15 protein-coding genes are annotated in these 17053 nt (G+C 70.3%); 11 read left to right on the forward strand and 4 right to left on the reverse strand.

Annotation, left to right across the window (positions count from 1 at the left end):
• Window positions 1–127 precede the first annotated feature (127 nt).
• The 4 genes from CHB84_RS08720 (at window position 128) to CHB84_RS08735 (ending at window position 5690) form a co-directional block, all read left to right on the forward strand.
• Window positions 128–1576 carry a class I adenylate-forming enzyme family protein gene (locus tag CHB84_RS08720; protein ID WP_089301018.1) on the forward strand — a complete coding sequence of 483 codons (1449 nt, stop codon included), beginning with the start codon at window positions 128–130 and terminating at the stop codon, window positions 1574–1576.
• An 81-nt stretch (window positions 1577–1657) separates the two neighbouring features.
• A complete protein-coding gene (locus tag CHB84_RS08725) occupies window positions 1658–3439 on the forward strand; it encodes a DUF3556 domain-containing protein (protein WP_089301019.1) in 1782 nt (593 codons plus the stop codon).
• Window positions 3432–4853: a phytoene desaturase family protein gene (locus tag CHB84_RS08730; RefSeq protein ID WP_089301020.1), complete on the forward strand. Its 1422-nt coding sequence runs from the start codon at window positions 3432–3434 to the stop codon at window positions 4851–4853. The genes CHB84_RS08725 and CHB84_RS08730 overlap by 8 nt, the downstream gene beginning before the upstream one ends.
• An 81-nt stretch (window positions 4854–4934) precedes the next feature.
• On the forward strand, window positions 4935–5690 hold the full coding sequence (locus tag CHB84_RS08735) for a CPBP family intramembrane glutamic endopeptidase (protein ID WP_217898492.1): 756 nt from the start codon (window positions 4935–4937) through the stop codon (window positions 5688–5690).
• An 84-nt stretch (window positions 5691–5774) separates the two neighbouring features.
• On the opposite strand, the gene CHB84_RS08740 is transcribed toward CHB84_RS08735, so the two are convergent.
• The 3 genes from CHB84_RS08740 to polX form a co-directional block, all read right to left on the reverse strand.
• The gene (locus tag CHB84_RS08740) at window positions 5775–7406 is read right to left on the reverse strand and encodes a M20/M25/M40 family metallo-hydrolase (RefSeq protein WP_089301021.1); all 1632 of its coding nucleotides are present in this window, start codon (window positions 7404–7406) and stop codon (window positions 5775–5777) included.
• A 187-nt stretch (window positions 7407–7593) separates the two neighbouring features.
• A complete protein-coding gene (locus CHB84_RS08745; protein WP_089301022.1) occupies window positions 7594–7845 on the reverse strand; it encodes a hypothetical protein in 252 nt (83 codons plus the stop codon).
• Window positions 7846–7939: 94 nt separating this feature from the next.
• Window positions 7940–9661, reverse strand: coding sequence for a DNA polymerase/3'-5' exonuclease PolX (gene polX / locus CHB84_RS08750; protein WP_089301072.1), 1722 nt, complete (start codon window positions 9659–9661; stop codon window positions 7940–7942).
• A 167-nt stretch (window positions 9662–9828) separates the two neighbouring features.
• Here polX and CHB84_RS08755 point away from each other — a divergent pair, with 167 nt between their 5' ends.
• The 6 genes from CHB84_RS08755 to CHB84_RS08780 all read left to right on the forward strand — a co-directional run bounded on the left by CHB84_RS08755 (window position 9829) and on the right by CHB84_RS08780 (window position 13694).
• Window positions 9829–10560 carry a PaaI family thioesterase gene (locus tag CHB84_RS08755; RefSeq protein WP_089301023.1) on the forward strand — a complete coding sequence of 244 codons (732 nt, stop codon included), beginning with the start codon at window positions 9829–9831 and terminating at the stop codon, window positions 10558–10560.
• Between the two features lie 119 nt (window positions 10561–10679).
• Window positions 10680–11138, forward strand: coding sequence for a YbhB/YbcL family Raf kinase inhibitor-like protein (locus CHB84_RS08760; RefSeq protein ID WP_089301024.1), 459 nt, complete (start codon window positions 10680–10682; stop codon window positions 11136–11138).
• 15 nt (window positions 11139–11153) lie between these two features.
• Window positions 11154–11519, forward strand: coding sequence for a VOC family protein (locus CHB84_RS08765; protein WP_089301025.1), 366 nt, complete (start codon window positions 11154–11156; stop codon window positions 11517–11519).
• Window positions 11516–12163 (forward strand): class I SAM-dependent methyltransferase, encoded by a 648-nt coding sequence (locus tag CHB84_RS08770; RefSeq protein WP_089301026.1) that lies wholly within the window; start codon window positions 11516–11518, stop codon window positions 12161–12163. Before CHB84_RS08765 ends, CHB84_RS08770 begins: the two co-directional genes overlap by 4 nt.
• 63 nt (window positions 12164–12226) lie before the next feature.
• The gene (locus CHB84_RS08775) at window positions 12227–13006 is read left to right on the forward strand and encodes a phosphatase PAP2 family protein (RefSeq protein WP_089301027.1); all 780 of its coding nucleotides are present in this window, start codon (window positions 12227–12229) and stop codon (window positions 13004–13006) included.
• A 28-nt stretch (window positions 13007–13034) separates the two neighbouring features.
• A complete protein-coding gene (locus tag CHB84_RS08780) occupies window positions 13035–13694 on the forward strand; it encodes an alpha/beta hydrolase (RefSeq protein WP_176439867.1) in 660 nt (219 codons plus the stop codon).
• Here the strand turns inward: CHB84_RS08780 and CHB84_RS08785 are convergent.
• Window positions 13691–16018, reverse strand: a complete 2328-nt coding sequence (locus CHB84_RS08785; protein WP_089301029.1) for an ATP-binding protein — start codon at window positions 16016–16018, stop codon at window positions 13691–13693. The genes CHB84_RS08780 and CHB84_RS08785 overlap by 4 nt on opposite strands.
• 123 nt (window positions 16019–16141) lie before the next feature.
• On the opposite strand from CHB84_RS08785, the gene CHB84_RS08790 reads away from it, so the two are divergent.
• Window positions 16142–16984: a class I SAM-dependent methyltransferase gene (locus tag CHB84_RS08790; RefSeq protein WP_176439868.1), complete on the forward strand. Its 843-nt coding sequence runs from the start codon at window positions 16142–16144 to the stop codon at window positions 16982–16984.
• Window positions 16985–17053: the final 69 nt, after the last annotated feature.

Consider the following 17053-nt stretch of genomic DNA (forward strand, 5'->3'; position numbering starts at 1 on the left):
CACGACGCGGGCGCGAAGTTTCGTTCCCCGCGCCCGTTACCGGCGCCTGCCGCCCGTTCCTACGCTCGTCCGAACACGATGCGGGTTCGCCCCGAACCAACGAGCCGGACGAGGGTGGAGGAACGTTATGCACTGGTCGGTGCTCCCGGACATACGCGCGGGCGAGAATCCTGCTGCGCCCTGCCTGGCGGGAAACGGCACGGAGCTGACCAACGAGGACTTCCTGCTGCGCGTCCGCCGCGCCTGTGCGGCGTTGCGTGACAGGGGAGTCGGTGCGGGTGACGTCGTCGCGCTGATGATGCCCAACCGCATCGAGTTCGTCGTCGCGATGTTCGCGGCATGGCGACTCGGCGCGACGGTGACGCCGATCAATCCGGAGCTGACCGTTGGCGAGGCCGAGTACCAGGCAAGCGACTCCGGCACGGCTCTCGTCGTCACGGACTCGACGGAACTGTCGTGCCCGGTGATGGAGATCGCGGCACTCGATGCGACAGATATGGCCACAATGGACGTTGAATCTCCTGCCGTTCCGGGCGACGACGGATCGCTGGCACTGTTGGTCTACACCAGCGGAACCACCGGAAAGCCCAAGGGTGTGATGCTCGATCACGCCAACCTCACGGCGATGTGCGAGATGGCTCTCGACGGGCTTCACCTGGACGAGAACGATCACAGCCTGCTGATCCTCCCGTTGTTCCACGTCAACGGCATCGTGGTCAGTATCCTCTCGCCGTTGCTGGCCCGGGCCCGTGCCACGATCGCGGGCGGATTCAGCCCGCAGACCTTCCTCGACACCGTCCAACGGGTACGTCCCACGTACTTCTCCGCGGTGCCCGCGATCTATGCCATGCTGTCGGCCCTGCCCTCCGGCACCGACCCCGACCTGGCGTCGCTGCGGTTCGCGATCTGCGGGGCCGCCCCCATGCCCGCGGAGCTCATCGACCGGTTCGAGCTGCGGTTCGGCGTGCCCGTGGTGGAAGGATACGGGCTGTCCGAGGGAACGTGCGCCTCGACGATCAACCCCGTCGACGGGATACGCAAGCCCGGGACCGTGGGGCTGCCGCTACCGGGACAGCGCGTCGCGGTCGTGGACAGCTCGGGGGCGGCGCTGCCGGATGGGCAGGCAGGCGAGGTGGTGATCAGTGGCCCGAACGTCATGCGCGGGTACCTGAACCGGCCGGAGGCCACGGCGGAGACGATCGTCGACGGGTGGCTGCACAGCGGTGATGTCGGGTATCTCGACGAGGACGGCTACCTGGTGCTCGTGGACCGGATCAAGGACATGATCATCCGTGGTGGGGAGAACATCTACCCGAAGGAGATCGAGTCCGTCCTCTACACCCACGAGGGAGTGCTGGAAGCCGCTGTCGTCGGGCGCACCCACGACGTGCTCGGTGAGGTACCGGTGGCGTTCGTCGTGCCGCGCCCGGAAACCGACCTCGACGAGGGTGAGCTCGACGAGCTGTGCCGGGCGTCCCTGTCGCGGTACAAGGTTCCCGAAGAGACCGTCGTCACCGAGAGCCTGCCGAAGAACCCGGTCGGAAAGATCGACAAGCCGGCGCTGCGCTCCCGGTGAACGCGGACGCGCCTGCCGCGCAGGGCCACCTCGCGCCCCTGAGGGGCCGAGTAACCATCCGAGCCACGAGGAAGGACGGTCATGGGACTCCTCGCGCCACGCAAACCCGACTTCGACATCGCCGAATGGCGCTCGAGGCCCATCCTCGAGCGCATCAAGCCGATCGTGGTGGACTGGGGCCAGAACGGTTTCGGGTCGCCAGGCGGCGTCTACTTCTTCTACCTGTTCAAGATGATCGCCTACATCCTGGGCGCGCTGTTCATCATCGCAGCCACACCCGGCCTCGGCCCGGTTTCCGACGTCGCCGCGTGGTGGACCGAGCCGATCGTCTACCAGAAGGTCATCGTCTGGACCCTGCTGTTCGAGGTCCTCGGTTTCGGCTGCGGCTCGGGGCCGCTCACGTTCCGGTTCCTGCCGCCCATCGGGGCGCTGACGTACTGGTTGCGGCCGGGCACGGTGCGGTTGCCACCGTGGCCGGGCACGGTGCCCGGCACCCGGGGTGATCGCCGCGGCGCCGTGGACGTCGTGCTGTACGTCGCGGTGATCGCCTCGGCGGTCTGGCTGCTGAGCTCACCCGGTGCCGTGCAGGTCGGTGCCCTCGGCAACTCGGTGGGGCTGATCGATCCGGTCCGGTTGGTCCCCCTGATGGTCCTGCTGCCCCTGCTGGGCCTGCGCGACAAGACGATCTTCCTGGCCGCGCGCAGCGAGCAGTACTGGGTACCGCTGTTCTTCTTCCTCTTCTCGGCTACCGACATCATCGTCGCGCTGAAGTTGTTGATGGTGGCGATCTGGTGGGGCGCTGCGACCTCGAAGCTCAACCGCCACTTCCCGTTCGTGGTCTCGGTGATGATCAGCAACAGCCCGTTCATGCGGGTGAAGCGGATCAAGCGCAAGCTGTTCCGCGACTACCCGAGGGACATGCGGCCCTCGAAGCTGTCGGCGACGGCGGCTCACCTGGGCACGGTCATCGAGTTCACGGTGCCGCTCGTGTTGCTGCTGTCCACCGGCGGGCCGCTGACCTGGGTCGCGCTCGTGATCATGGTGATCTTCCACCTGCACATCATCTCGACGTTCCCGCTGGGCGTCCCGCTCGAGTGGAACGTCTACGTCATCTTCGGCGCACTGTTCCTGTTCGGCAACTACGCCGAGGTGGGCGTGACCTCGCTGGAATCGCCGGTGCTGATGGTGGTCATGCTGGCGTTTCTGGTGATCGGTCCCGTGCTGGGCAACGCCAAGCCGCACCTGATCTCGTTCCTGCCCGCGATGCGTTACTACGCGGGCAACTGGGCGACGTCGATGTGGGCGTTCCGCAAGGGCAGCGAGCAGAAGCTGGACCAGCACATCACCAAGTCGGTCGCGACGCAGAAGGCGCAGCTGACGAAGCTCTACGGTGAGGAGATGGCCGAGCTGCTGATGCAGAAGGCGGTGGTGTTCCGTTCCATGCACACGCACGGCAGGGCCCTGCTCGGGTTGCTGCCGCGTGCCGTCGACGACACCCGGGACTACGATGTGCGTGAGGGTGAGTTCGTCGCCGGAGTCGTGCTCGGGTGGAACTTCGGTGAGGGGCACCTGCACCACGAGCAGCTGATCCGGGCGATCCAGCGGCGCTGCGGGTTCGAGGAAGGCGAGGTGCGTGTCATCCTTCTGGAGTCGCAACCGATGCAGCACCAGCGCCAGCACTACCGCATCGTGGATGTCGCCACCGGAGTGATCGAGGAAGGACACGTGGACGTCAAGGACATGTGCGAGCGTCAGCCGTGGCTCGGCGGCGACGGCACGATACCCGTCCGGCCGCTGAGCGGGCGCGGCAGCGAGCAGGCCGCCGAGCGTGCCCGCGATACCGAGAGGGCGCGGCGTGAGTGATGCCGTCGTCGTCGGGTCGGGACCGAACGGGCTCGCCGCGGCCGTCGCGCTCGCGCAGCGGGGGTTCGGGGTCACCGTGCTCGAGGCAGCCGACGAGGCCGGTGGTGGGGCGCGCTCGGCCGAGCTCACCCTGCCTGGTCTGCTGCACGACCAGTGCTCGGCCGTGCACCCCACCGGGTGCGGCTCGCCGTTCTTCCACTCGCTCGGCCTCGAGCGTCACGGCGTGGCGTGGTCCTGGCCCGAGGTGGATCTCGCGCACCCGCTGGACTCGGGCAGCGCGGGGGTTCTGCGACGCTCGCTGGAGGACACGGCGCGCGGGCTCGGCGTGGACGGGCGGGCGTGGCGTGCCGTGTTCGGCCGTCCGGCAGCCGGGTTCGACGCGCTGGCCGAGGACCTCTTCCGGCCCGTGGCGCACCTTCCGAAGCACCCTGTGCAGCTGGCCAACTTCGGCATGCGGGCCTTGCTTCCGGCAACCGGGCTGGCGCGGGCCTGGCGCAGCGACGAGGCGCGCGCGCTGTTCGCAGGCATAGCGGCGCACGCGTTCTACCCGTTGAACCGCCCGGTCAGTGCCGCTATCGGGACGATGCTCACGGCAGCGGGGCACCGGTACGGGTGGCCGGTCGCCAGGGGAGGGTCGCAGTCGATCGTCGACGCGCTCGTGGCGCTGCTGGCCGAGCACGGCGGTGTCGTGGAGACCGGCAGGCCGGTGCACCGTTACGCGGACCTGCCACCTTCCGACGTGCTGCTGCTCGACCTCGACCCGGCTGCCGCGGTGCGGATTCTCGGCCCGCAGCTGCCTGCGCGGGTGCGGCGCGCGTACACGCGGTACCGGCGCGGCCCCGGCGCGTACAAGGTCGATCTCGCCGTGCAGGGCGGTATACCGTGGCGCAACGAGGACTGCCGGAAGGCAGGCACCGTCCACGTCGGGGGAACACTGGAGGAGGTCGCCCGCGCCGAGCGGGATGTCTACCGCGGCACCATGCCGGAACGACCGTTCGTGCTCGTGGCCCAGCAGTACCTCGCCGACCCGCAGCGATCCTCGGGTGACGTGCATCCGGTGTGGACGTACGCGCACGTGCCGCACGGGTACGAGGGAGACGCGACCGAGGCCGTGCTCCGCCAGATCGAGCGGTTCGCGCCCGGTGTGCGGGAACGCATCCTTGGGACGTTCGTCCGGTCGGCACCGGAAATGGCGCGTTACAACGCGAACTACATCGGCGGCGACATCGCGACAGGCGCCAACACTCCTGTGCAGTCGGTCCTGCGCCCGCGCGTGGCCGTGGACCCGTATGCCACGGGCGTTCCGGGGGTCTTCCTGTGCTCGGCTGCCACCCCGCCCGGACCGGGGGTGCACGGTATGTGCGGCTACAACGCCGCGCTGTCGGCCCTGCGTTACCACGCGCGGCACGCGTAGCCGGGCACGGCCGGTCCGGGGCGGTAGTAGCGGCGAGCGCCGGAAAGCCGCAGGAAAGCCGCCGGTACACTGGCGCCCACTGTGACTCTCGTCGATTCCGGATCCGCGGGTACGGTGCGCCGGAACGTCACGCGTTCCGACCGGCTCGCCGTGCTCGCCACGGTCGTGGCCGTGCTGGCAGGCGCCAATGTGGTGACCGCGTACGGCTCGGCCGGGGCCGAGGCGCTCGTCGAGCCCGCGATCGCGGTGGTGTTGCTCGGCCTCGCGCACCGGTTCGGGCTGACCTGGGCCGATATCGGGATCAGCAGGCACACCTGGCGCAAGGGAGCTGCCTACGGCGGCGCCGCGATCGCGCTCGTCGGGCTGGTGTACCTGGCCGGGATGCTGCTACCGGCCACCCGCGCCGTGATCGCCGATGCCCGCTACGACATGGCGCTCGGCTCGGCGCTGCTGCTGGCCCTCGTGGTGATCCCGCTCAAGACGGTCCTGCTCGAAGAGGTCGCGTTCCGTGGCGTGCTGCTCGGCATGCTGAGCCGACCGGCCGGCAGGGCCTGGGCGGTGGGCGCCTCCTCGGCCATGTTCGGGTTGTGGCACATCCTCCCGACGCTGGAGGTCGCCAAGCAGGACACGGCATTCGACGTGATCCTCGGCCCGGGCAGCGCGTTCCCGGCACTCGGAGTGGCTGCCGTCGTGGTGTTCACCGGCGTGGCCGGTGTGGTGCTGTGCGAGCTGCGCCGACGTACCGGCAGCCTGCTCGCGCCCCTCGGGTTGCACTGGGCCACCAACGGTCTCGGTGTGCTGATCTCCGCGCTGCTGTGGTCCGGGATCACCGCCTGAGGTGCCGGACGCCGGAAGGCACGTGCAGAGCACTCCCGAGCCGCATTCCCGGGCCCTGCAAGTGCCTTCCGGCTGCCGTTGCCGTTACTTCTCGGGTTCGGGGGACAAGGCGTCCTCGCTGTTGCCCGCCCCGTGTGACTTGCCGGGCGAACGCTCGCCGTTGACCGCGGAGGTATCGAAGGCGAAGTTGATGACCGCGTTCGCCACGGCGTCGGAGTTGACGTCGAGGGCGGTCACGTTGACGTTGCCGTGCAGCTCACCGAGTTGTGCGTACACCGCTGGGTCGGCCCCGTCCGCAACAGGGGTGCTGCTGTCGCAGACCGCGTGGTAGCACGGGTCGAGCTGCTCGCTCGCCACGCCGCCGTAGCGTTCCACCTGCTCGGGTGTCTTGAGCTCCTCCGCCCCGGTGAACAGTCCACCGGCGGGGATCCCGACCGCGATGAACGGGCCGTAGTCGCTGCGGCCGGTGAAATCGGTGCCTTCGTGGGGGAGGTCGCGGCCGTCGAAGAACGCCTCGAACACCTTCTCGATCTCGGCCGAGCCTTCGGGGCCCGGACCGGCGCCCTCCCCGTCGGAGTCGTCGCCGTCGTAGATCCCGAACTGGTAGTTCGGCGACCCGATCATGTCGAAGTTGATGTACAGCGCGATGTCGTCGATCTCCTGCTCGGAGAGGTTGGCGACATAGTGGTCGGAGCCGACAAGGCCGGACTCCTCCGCGCCCCACCATGCGAAGCGGACCTGGTTGTTGGGCTTGACCTTCCGCATCTGCAGCGCGACCTCGAGCAGGGCCGCCGACGCACTGCCGTTGTCGTGGTAGCCGGGGCCGTCGAGTACCGAGTCGAGGTGGCCGCCTGCCATCACGACGTTGTCCGTGCGCCCGTGCCGGGTCTCGGCGAACACGTTCTCCGTGGTCCGGGTTTCGCTGAACGTGTCGGTCCGGACCCGCGCGACGGTGCCTTCGGGATCGGCGAGATCGGCGCCGACGGAGAAGCTCGCGGCGAGCACCGGGATGTCGGGCATCGTGCCGCCGAGGGTGCCTGCGAACGTGTCGGTGCGTTCGGGCTGACCTTCGTTGAAGATGACGGCAGCGGCGGCGCCTGCGTCGGTGGCGTTGGCCGCCTTGGTGGCGAACGCGCAGGAACCACGCTGCATCAGCGCGATGTTGCCTTCCGTGAACCCGGCGAAGTCGGCTGCCTCGCAACCGCTTGTCGACGTGTTCGGTTCGTCGCCGGGCGGCAACACCAGGTCGACACCTTCCACCGGTGCGGTGACGTCGCCCGAGCCGGAGAACTCCATCGTGAGGAAGTCCTCGCCGAGTTCGTAGGTCGTCTCGTCGGGGGAGACCTGTTCGAGCTCGGCGTCACTGAGCTCCTGGAAGAAGGGGAACTCGAACTCCTGCCGTGTCACCTCGTACCCGGCAGCCTCGAGCTGCCCGGCGACGTAGTCGGCGCTGGCGTCGTAGCCGGGCGTGCCGGAGGCGCGGGTGCCGTCATTGGCGTCGGCGATGGCCTGGAAGCGGTCGAGATGCTCCAGCACGCCGTCGACCGTGACGGCCTTCTCGAGCTTTCTGGGCGAGTTGTTGTTCGGGTCGGCCGCCGCCGGCCCCGCGGAGGTCAGCGCCACGGTGAGGCCGCAGGCGGCAAGGCACGCGACGGCTACGCGGGGTCTGCGGCGTACCGCATCATGGCCTCGCTGTCGGATTCGGTCTGGACGCATCAGCCGGTCCTTGTCTCTGGGAGGGACGGGTGCGGACGGGACAGTAGACCGGACTTCACTCGATAGTGAACAATCGTGTCGGGATCGTAACCAGAGTGCTCGAATGAGCGCATCGTGATCGGTTCCCGATCCGTACACCGGGCCGACCGCGACGGGAGGGGTCACCAGGCCGTGGCTACACGGCCGACTAGTCCGCCTCGTAGCGCGCGAGGGCCGTGCGGATGCACGCGGCGGCGGTCGGGTCCGTCAGGGAGTTCCGCGACGCCTGCAGCAGCTCCGTGACGATGCGCGAGGCCGCGGTGAAGCCTGCCTCGGCGCGGATGTGATGCACGATCCGGATGATGTCGTCGTCGTTGAGGTCGCTGACCGCGGTGCGCAGCTCCGCCAGCTTCGCATCGAGGTAAGCATCGGATTCGGTGTCGCGTGTGTCGTCGCGCATGTCCGGGCCCCTGCCGGTAGAGCGTTGGCGAGTCACACCGATTCTGCGCGCCGTACCCGCCCGGGAGGAAGGGTGCCGGGGTGGCTGTGGCCGCCTACGACGGTGGGCGCAGGAACCGGCGCAGCCGGTGCATGGGCCAGGTGTTGATGACGTCCTCGCTGGTGAGCCACCCGCGCTGCGCCGTGCCCACCCCGTAACGCAGCCCGGCCAGGTGCACGGCCGAGTGCGCGTCGCTGTTCACGGCGAACCGTACACCGTATTTCTTGGCCAGCAGGATGTCCTCGTCGCGCAGGTCCAGGCGGTGCGGGGACGCGTTGATCTCCAGCGCGGTGCGCGTGCGGGCACACGTACGGAACACCTCGTCGAGATCGGCGTCGATGGCGGGGCGGCGGCCGATGAGGCGAGCGGTCGGATGCCCGATGATGTTCACACAGGGGTTCTCACAGGCCCGTACCAGTCGCCTGGTCATCTCCTCGCGCGGCTGGTTGAAGTGCGTGTGCACGGATGCCACGCAGATGTCGAAGCCGTTCAGGAACTCCTCCGGCCAGTCGACCGCGCCGTCCGGCCCGATGTTGAGCTCGCTGCCGTGCAGCAGGCGCATGCCGCGGTAGGCGCCGTCCAGCTCGCGTACCCGTTCGCGCTGGGCAAGGGCCTTCTCGTCGGTCATGCGGTGCATCGGCAGGCCAGGGGCGTGGTCGGTGACGGCGTAGTAGGCGTAGCCGCGTTCGGCTGCGGTGGCCACCATGTCCTCCAGCGGCGACACGCCGTCGGTGAGGTCGGTGTGCGTGTGCAGGTCACCCCGGATATCGGTCTCGCTGACGATGTCCGGCAGCTCGCGCTTGCGCGCCACCTCGATCTCGCCCCGGTCCTCCCGAAGCGGCGGGGGTATCCATGGGAGGCCGAGCCGGTTGTAGACCTCTTCCTCGGTCTCGGAGACGACGAGCTGGTCGGTCTCGGCGTCGAACAGCCCGTACTCGCTGAGTTTCAGGCCGGCGTTCCCGGCGATCTCACGGGTCCGGATGTTGTGGGTCCGCGACCCGGTGAAGTACTGCAGCGCCGCGCCCCACGCGCTCAACGGCACGACCCGCAGGTCGATGCGCAGGCCGTCGGTGGTGCGGATCGAGCTCTTCTTCTCCCCGGCTGCGGTCACCTCGGCGACCGGTTCCTGCTCGGTGAACGCGTCCATGAGGGGCCGTGGTTCGCCTGCGGCCGCGAGGATGTCGACATCGCCGATGGTCTCGGCGAACCGGCGCAACGAGCCCGCGTGGGTGCAGCGCTGGCAGCCGTCCACCGACAGCAGCCGCTCGACGAGTTCCTCGGCCTGCTCCATGGCGGTGTCGAGGTGCACGCGCTCCTCGGACTGCCGGGTGAGCTCGACACCGTGCAGGATGTTCTCCTCGGTCTTCGCGCCGAACCCGGGGATGTCCCGGAGCCGCCCGGCGTGGATGGCCTCGACCAGCTCGTCGGTCGAGGCTATCCCGAGGTCCTGGTAGAGCGTGGCCGCCTTCCTCGGCCCGAGGTTCGGTATCGCGGTGAGGTCGCGTACCCCGGACGGGATCTCGTCGCGGAGCGCGTCCAGCGCTCGCACGCTGCCGGTGCGCAGGTACTCGAGCACCTTGTCGGCGATCGCCTTGCCCACTCCGGGAACGGAGCGGAGCGTGTCGGCGTCCATCGCCGAGACGTCCTGCGGGTGACCGCTGATCGCCCGGGCAGCCTTCTCGTACGCTCGGACCTTGTACGCCGCACCGCCGCTGATGGACAGCAGGTCGGAGTACTCCTGTAGCAGGGCTGCGACCTCGTCGTTCGGCCGGGCCATACCGCCACGGTAGTCCCGGTGCGCCCGATCGGCGAGCCGCTGTGCGATACCCCCGGTGCGGGCCGCAAGCGTCCGGAACCGGTCGCGTGTGGCTCCGGTCACCTCGACTGCCGGGAGCGGGGGTACCCGTGGCAGGCTGTCACGAGTTCCATCTGCGAGGAGGCGTTGTGGAGGGTTCGCGCACTCCCGGGGGCGGGCTGCCCGGTGCGAGCGAGGCATGGGTGGCGGCTGTCACCGAGACCGCGGAGCTGGCCGAGCGCCGCGACGTGGTGGCCGAGCTTGGCAAGCAGCTGCGCGCGCTGAACGAGGCTGCCGTGCGCACGGAGGTGCCCACGGACGTGCTGCGCCGCGTGGCAGGCGAGGTGGCCGCGGCGACCGGGGAGCTGAGCAGGCAGCAGCGGGAGATATCCGAGACCGCCTCTGTGGACGACCTGCTCGGCGGGGTACGCATGTACAACCCGGTGATCGGGGAGGGACACCCGATCGCGCCGCCGCTTCGCTTCGAGATCGACGGGACCTTCGTCGAGGGCCGTTGCAGCCTGGGGCTCGCACACGAGGGACCCCCGTCGTCGAGCCACGGGGGCATGAGCGCGTTGTGGCTGGACCAGGCGCTCGGCCACGCCGCGGCAGCGGCGGACAACCGTGGCGTGACCACGAACCTGTCCGTGCGCTACCGCAAGCCGGTCCCGCTGGGGGTGCCGCTACGGATCTGGGCGGACACGGTGGAGGTGGACGGCAACCGCACCGTCACCCACGGCGGCATCACCACGGTGGCCGAACCGGATGTTCCTCTTGTGCAGGCCGAAGCCCGGTTCCTGAGGCTGAACGGCGCGCAGGTGCGCCGCATGTTCCCGAGTATGTTCAGCGCCTCCGGTGCCGCCGCGGGGGAGGGCGAGTGACGGTCGGCCGGGCCGTGGTGGCCGTGCTCGGCTGAGCAGGCAGGGCGCGCGGCGCACGCCGGGGTCTACTACGTTGAGGGTGTTGCCACAGGTTCCCCGGCGAGAAGGAGGGACGAGCCGTGGGGCTGAACATCAAGGACCTGACGGTCACCACCGCCGACATCGGACCGGACGAGCGCCTGGGTGACCGGCACGCCAAGGACCGCGACAACGTGCCACCCGTGCTGCGGGTCAGCGGTGTTCCCGCGGGCACGGCCGAGCTCGCGGTGGTCTGCCACGACCCGGACGCGCCGCTGCCGAGGGGCTTCACGCACTGGACGCTGTACGGCATCCCTGCCGATGTCACCGAGATCGGGCCGGACGCGGACAGCCGTTTCCGTGCGGGACCGAACGACTTCGGGGCGACCGGGTACGGCGGCCCGAAGCCACCGGCGGGTCACGGGCCGCACCGCTACTACTTCTGGGTCTATGCCCTGGATCGTGCGGTGGCGGGTACCCCGTCGCGGGCGGAGTTCCTGGACGACTACCGTGACGCGATCCTCGAGCAGAACCGTGTCGTGGGTGTCTACGAGCGCTGAAGGGTCGTGTCGGGAATGAGCCGGATCGACTACGTCATCTGGTACGTGCGGTCGCTCGACCGCGCGGTGGCGTTCTACCGTGACGTCCTCGGGCTCGAGGTCCGGATCGAGGGCGACGGCTACGTCGAGTTCGCCATGGACAACACGAAGTTCGCGCTCTTCGAGGCAGCCAAGCTGGGCGAGCTGATCGGGCGGGACGGCGGTAACCCGCCGTGCGGCGAGATCGGCTTCATCACCGACGATGTGGACGCCGAGGCCGAGCGGATGCGGGGCCACGGCGTGCCGATCCTGACCGGGCCGGTGGACCGGCCGTGGGGCGAGCGCACCCTACATGTGTCCGATCCGGACGGAAACGTCGTCGAGTTCGCCCAGAAGCGATGAGCGGCGCGAGCGAACCGGCGGGCCCGCGTGGTCCGGATGTGCCGTCCGGGCTGCGTGACCACCCGGACCGGTGCCGGTGGAACGAGCGTTACCGCGAGGCCGACCCGGACTTCGTGCCGCACCCGCTGGTGACCGATGCGCTGGCCGCGGGGCTGCCGACCGGCCCTGTGCTCGAGCTGGCCTGCGGCCGCTCCGGCAGCGCCCTGGCCATGGCCGCGGCGGGCCGCACGGTCACGGCGGTGGACATCTCCGACCACGCGCTGGCGCAGCTCGGGCGTCAGGCCCGGCGACACGGGCTCGAAGGCCGGGTGCGCTGCGTGCTCGCCGACCTTGCGGCCTACCCGGTAGCGGCCGAGCGGTACGCGCTCGTGCTGGCGACCCGCTACTGGGACCCGGAGGTGTTCGACTCGGCTGCCGCCGCCGTGCTGCCGGGCGGGCTGCTCGGTTGGGAGGCGTTGGCGCAGGCGCCGGGCGGGGAGAGAGGCCCGTACCGGGTGGCGCACGGCGAGCTGGGTGCCCGCCTTCCTGCGACGTTTACGGTGCTCGCCGAGGAGGTGCACGGCTCGGAACGTCATCGGGCGAGCAGGCTGCTGGCACGGAGGCGACCGGCGGCGCCGGGGCACGGTGGCACGGAGCGGGGGTGACTGGCACGACAGCGCGGCCCGTATCGTCGACGGTGAGGCGCAGCAGAGAGGAGTGCCGCTGCCGTGGTCGTAGAGGAGGCGGCGACGGATCGAAGCCCGTCCCGTGACGGTGGTCCGGGGTCGGAGCCTTCGGTCTGCTCGCCAGGGGGCACCGGGCCGGCAGGCCGCCGCGCGCGGTGGGTGCTGGCGATCTGCGTCTTCCTGCTGGTGTGCACGGTCGCGCAGGTCTGGGCCGACGCCGGGGCCCTCGTCCGCGCCGATCACGTTCTGCACGACTTCCCGTTCCGGCAGCGGTGGCCGTCCCTGGTCGGCGCGGCACGGGTGACCGACCTCGTCGGGCAGCGCGGCCCGACTGCCGCACTCGTGCTGCTCGTCGCGGCGGTACTCGGCCTGCGGCAGCGGCGGTGGCGTCCGGTCGTGGTCACGGCCGCGGCGCTGCTGACCATCAACCTCGTGGTGGGGCTGGCGAAGCTAGGGTTCGGACGCAAGGACCCCGCCTTCGACGACCCCGAGCTGTTCCAAGGAGGACTGCTGTTCCCGTCCGGGCACGCGGCCAACGTGGTGTTGATCTGGGGCATGCTGGCGTACCTGCTCGCCGTCTACGGGCCGTTGTGGCACCGGCGGCGTGCGCTCGGTGCCGGGGTGGCGGGGTTGACGCTGCTGATGGGGGTGACGGCGGTCTACAGGGACACGCACTGGATGACCGACATGCTCGCCGGGTTCCTGATCGGTGCGATCGTCCTGCAAGCAGTGGTGCTGCTGGACGCCGCACGGGCCGAGGTCGCGGTCGGGCGTGCGCTGCGCCGCGTGCGGCGACGGTTGCCCGTGGGTGCTGCCGGGTGACGTCTCGCTGCCGGGCACCATGACAACCATGCGTATTCCCTCCGGCGAGCATATGCTCGCCGCCGACCTGGTCGAGCCCGAAACCGAGCGCAGCGGTTACGGCGTGCTGTTCGTGCACGGTTACGCCAGCTCGCGCCGCAGCTACATCCCGCGTGCCACCGAGCTCGCCCGGCGAACGGGACACACCTGCCTGGCCTTCGACCTTCGTGGGCACGGCGAGAGCCCCGGTGAGCTGCCTGCGATGACACGCGGGCAGCACGTACAGGACGTCGTGGCGGCCTACGACGCGCTCGCGGCGGCAGGTGTCGAGCGGATCGGCGTGTGCGCAGCCAGCTACGGCGCCTACCTGTCGTGCCTGCTGCTGGCCGAACGTGCTGTCGAGCGGCTCCTCGTGCGCGCGCCCGCCCTCTACGTCGACGCGGAAGGCCCTGACCCCACAGGGAGCAGGCAGCACCTGCGCGAGCTGATCGACGCCAACCCCGCCCTGCGCGCCCTGCGTGCATTCGACGGGCGCACGCTCGTGCTGGAATGCGAGCGCGACGAGGTGATCTCGCAGGAGTCCATCCGGGGGTACCTGCACGCCGCGCGGCACGGCACGCACCACATCCTCGAGGGCGCCACCCACGCGCTCAGCCACGAGCCGTGGAACGTCGCCTTCGTCGACGAGATCGTCGACTGGTTCGGCTAACGGTCGATCCCGCCGGTGTAGGCCTCTGGCCGGAGCTCGCGGCCGCGCAGGTACTCGGAATCGAACTCGTCACCGAGCGTGTGCGCCAGCGCCTCGAGCGCGTCGTCGCGTGGGGCGGCCATGTGCTCGGGCACGGCGACGCCGATACTCGTCCTGATGTGGTCGCAGGCCCCGAGCAGGCGCGTTGCCGTCCGCGCTCCGCCCCGGTGCGTGGCGACCAGCCCGAGGCCTTCGAGCGCGGTCGCGGTGCCGCCGGAGTGTTGGGCGCGCAGGCAGACCTCGAGGGTCTCCGCGTAGTGTGTTTCGGCCTCGTCCCACCGGTCGTGGCGCATGGCGAGAATCGCCTCGAGCGCCAGCGCGGAGGAGACCCCTTCCGCGTAGCCGACGGCGCGGTAGGCAGCGAGGCTGCGCGCGACCAGCGGCACCGCCGCCTCGAAGTGTTGCCGCTCGAGCAGGCCGACGCAGGTGTAGTCCAGCGCGCTGGCCAGGACCATCGGCTCGCCCAGCTGCTCCGCGACGGTTGTGGCCTCGCGGAGCAGGGAATCGCCGCGCTCGATGTCGCCTGCGGCCCGCGCCGACCGGCCTGCTGTGGCACACACCAGGGCGAGCCGCCACATGCTTCCGGTGCGGCGTATGTAGCTCAGTGCTGTTCGATGGTGGGTGTCGGCGCCGGCGTGGTCACCGCGCGCCCAGGCCGCCATGCCGAGAAGCTGGTACCCGTGCCCGGCGAAGTCGACGTCGGCAACCTCGTTGGCCTCGCGGATCTGCCGTGTGGCCGCCTCCTCGGACGCGGGGAGATCCCCCTGCGCGATCGTGGCTGCTGCCAGGCCGAAGTACAGACGGGAACGCAGCAGCGGGTCCTCGGGATTCCCGGCGAGGGCGTGCTCGCTGCGCAGCTGCAGTTCGGCGAGCCTGCCATCGACGAACCACGGCCAGGACAGGTCGGCCACCAGCCGGGCGGCGCTGCCGGGCTCGGCCGCGAACGCCTCGTCGATCGCGACGCGCAGATCGTCGGTCGATGCGCGTAATCGCTCCATCCACCGTGGCGATTCGGCGGTGCGCAGACCGCTGTCGGCCTCCTCGGCGAGCCTGAGGTGGTAGCGCAGGTGGTACGCGCGAGCCGAACCCACCGCTGCCCGGTCGAGCCCGGTGGCGAACTGCCGTACGGTCTCGAGCATCCGGAACCGTGACTCTCCCGCTACGTCCGCGTCCCGGCTGAGCAGCGAGCGGCGATGCAGCCCTGCCACGTCGGCGGTCGCGGTGGGCGTGCCGACGACGCTGCCGGCCGCTGCCATCCCGAACGGTCCGGCGAACACCGACAGCGCGGCCAGTGCCTCGCGCTCGCGGGGATCGAGCAGGTCCACGCTCCACGCGATGACCTCGGCCAGCGACCGGTGGCGGGGGTCGGCCCTGCGCCGGGTCGCCCGCAGCGCGGAGGGCGAATCGGCCAGCCCGGCCTCGAGCTCCTGCAGTGTCACCGTCGCCATCTGCGCCGCGGCGAGCTCGATGGCCAGCGGTAGGCGGTCGAGCTTGCCGCACACCCGGTCGACGGTCTCGGGGGACGGGGTGAAGTGCGGGTTGCCCGCGGTCGCGACCGAGTCGAACAGCGCGACGGCCGACCTGGCGTCGAGGCCGCCGAGCGGGATCAGTGTCTCGCCTGGCACGTCGAGCGTTTCCCGGCTGGTCGCGAGCACCCGGACGCCCGGGCAGGCCGAGGTGAGTGACACGGCGAGGTCCGCGCAGGCATCGACGAGGTGCTCGCAGTTGTCGAGCACCAGCAACGCGCGGCGATGCCGGAGGTAGTCGATCAGTGAATCCAGCGGTGTGCGGGACGCGTGATCGGCCACGCCCAGCGTGGCGGTGACCGCGCGCGGCACCTGGCCGGGATCGCGCAGCGGAGCCAGCTCGACGAACCACGTTCCCTCCGGGTGTGCAGCCGTGAGGCGGTGGGCTACCTCGATCGCGAGGCGGGTCTTTCCCGACCCCCCTGCGCCGCCGAGGGTCACCAACCGGGCCCCGCCGACGACCGACACCAGGTGATCCAGCTCGGCTTGCCTGCCGATCAGCACGCCCAGCGGCGTCGGCAGCCGCGTGACACCCCGCCCGGTGGTGCCGGCGGCGTCGGCTGCCAGTGCCGCCAGCGCGCGACGGTCGGCCACCTCCAGCTTGCGCAGCAACGACGCCACGTGGCTCTCCGCGGTGCGCACCGAGATGAACAGCCGCGACGCGATCTCGGAGTTGGTCAGGTGATCCCCGAGCAGCGCAAGCACCTCGGCCTCGCGAGCCGAGATCCCCATGCCGCGCAACCGGGCGGTATCGGTCATTCGGCGATTGTCCCGTAACCGGTATCAGTGGCAAATCAGTGATGCGTACGGATGTATCGCCCGTTCTTATCGGTGCAGACTGTGAGCCGTAAGCCGAACGGTAAACACCATGGAGGTTCCGCCATGTCATCACCTACCGAGCAGGGGACGGGTGACGCCGGCATCGCCCAGCTCAAGCAGACGCACCGGGTGACGTGGGCAGCGGGTGAGTACGCCAAGGTCGCCGAGCTCGTCGACGACGTGCCGCCACGGCACCTGCTCGACCTCGTCGGGGTCGCCCCCGGGCAGGAGGTGCTCGACGTCGCCACGGGTACCGGGAACGTGGCGCTGCGGGCCGCGCGGGCCGGAGCCGGCGTCACCGGCCTGGATCTCGCGCCCGAGCTGCTCGACGCCGCCCGCAGGCGGGCAGCCGAGTGGGGCGTGACCGTCGAGTGGGTCCCGGGAGACGCCGAGGATCTGCCGATGGGTGACAACCGCTTCGATCGCGTGCTCTCGGTGCTCGGCGTCCAGTTCGCCCCCCGGCACGAGGTGGTCGCCGGGGAGCTCGCCCGGGTGTGCAAGCCCGGCGGGGTCATCGGCCTGATCAACTGGACGCCGGACAGCCAGGTCGGGCGGATGCTGCGGATCATCGGCGGCTACATGCCCGCGCCCCCGCCGTTCGCCTCGCCACCACCCAAGTGGGGCGACGAGGACCATGTCCGCGGCCTGTTCACCGGCACGGGGATCGAGCTGGAGTTCCACTACGGGACCAACCCGTTCCGGTTCCCGTCCGCGGAGGACTACATGGCGTTCTTCGAGGACTATTACGGCCCGATGGTCAAGGTCCGCGAACGGCTGTCCGCGGAGGACCGCTGGGGAGACTGCCGCGACGAGATCATCGACCTGCTCGAGGAGGTCAACACGGCCACCGACGGGACACTGCGGTTCGAGGCCGAGTACGTCGCCGTCGTCGGCCGCAAGCCCTGACGCTCGCACGCGGGGGCGCACGCCGGGCCTGATCAGCCCCGCCTGTCGGCCCCCGCCTGTCGGCCCCGT

This window comes from Haloechinothrix alba (assembly GCF_900188115.1).
GTDB classification, from domain to species: Bacteria; Actinomycetota; Actinomycetes; order Mycobacteriales; family Pseudonocardiaceae; genus Haloechinothrix; species Haloechinothrix alba.

Coding starts and splice junctions, on each gene's coding strand:
- CHB84_RS08745 (WP_089301022.1), bottom strand. CDS start 7,845: ATGCGCGACGACACACGCGACACCGAATCCGATGCTTACCTCGATGCG.
- CHB84_RS08725 (WP_089301019.1), top strand. CDS start 1,658: ATGGGACTCCTCGCGCCACGCAAACCCGACTTCGACATCGCCGAATGG.
- CHB84_RS08765 (WP_089301025.1), top strand. CDS start 11,154: ATGAGCCGGATCGACTACGTCATCTGGTACGTGCGGTCGCTCGACCGC.
- CHB84_RS08780 (WP_176439867.1), top strand. CDS start 13,035: ATGCGTATTCCCTCCGGCGAGCATATGCTCGCCGCCGACCTGGTCGAG.
- CHB84_RS08770 (WP_089301026.1), top strand. CDS start 11,516: ATGAGCGGCGCGAGCGAACCGGCGGGCCCGCGTGGTCCGGATGTGCCG.
- CHB84_RS08740 (WP_089301021.1), bottom strand. CDS start 7,406: ATGCGTCCAGACCGAATCCGACAGCGAGGCCATGATGCGGTACGCCGC.
- CHB84_RS08720 (WP_089301018.1), top strand. CDS start 128: ATGCACTGGTCGGTGCTCCCGGACATACGCGCGGGCGAGAATCCTGCT.
- polX (WP_089301072.1), bottom strand. CDS start 9,661: ATGGCCCGGCCGAACGACGAGGTCGCAGCCCTGCTACAGGAGTACTCC.
- CHB84_RS08785 (WP_089301029.1), bottom strand. CDS start 16,018: ATGACCGATACCGCCCGGTTGCGCGGCATGGGGATCTCGGCTCGCGAG.
- CHB84_RS08790 (WP_176439868.1), top strand. CDS start 16,142: ATGTCATCACCTACCGAGCAGGGGACGGGTGACGCCGGCATCGCCCAG.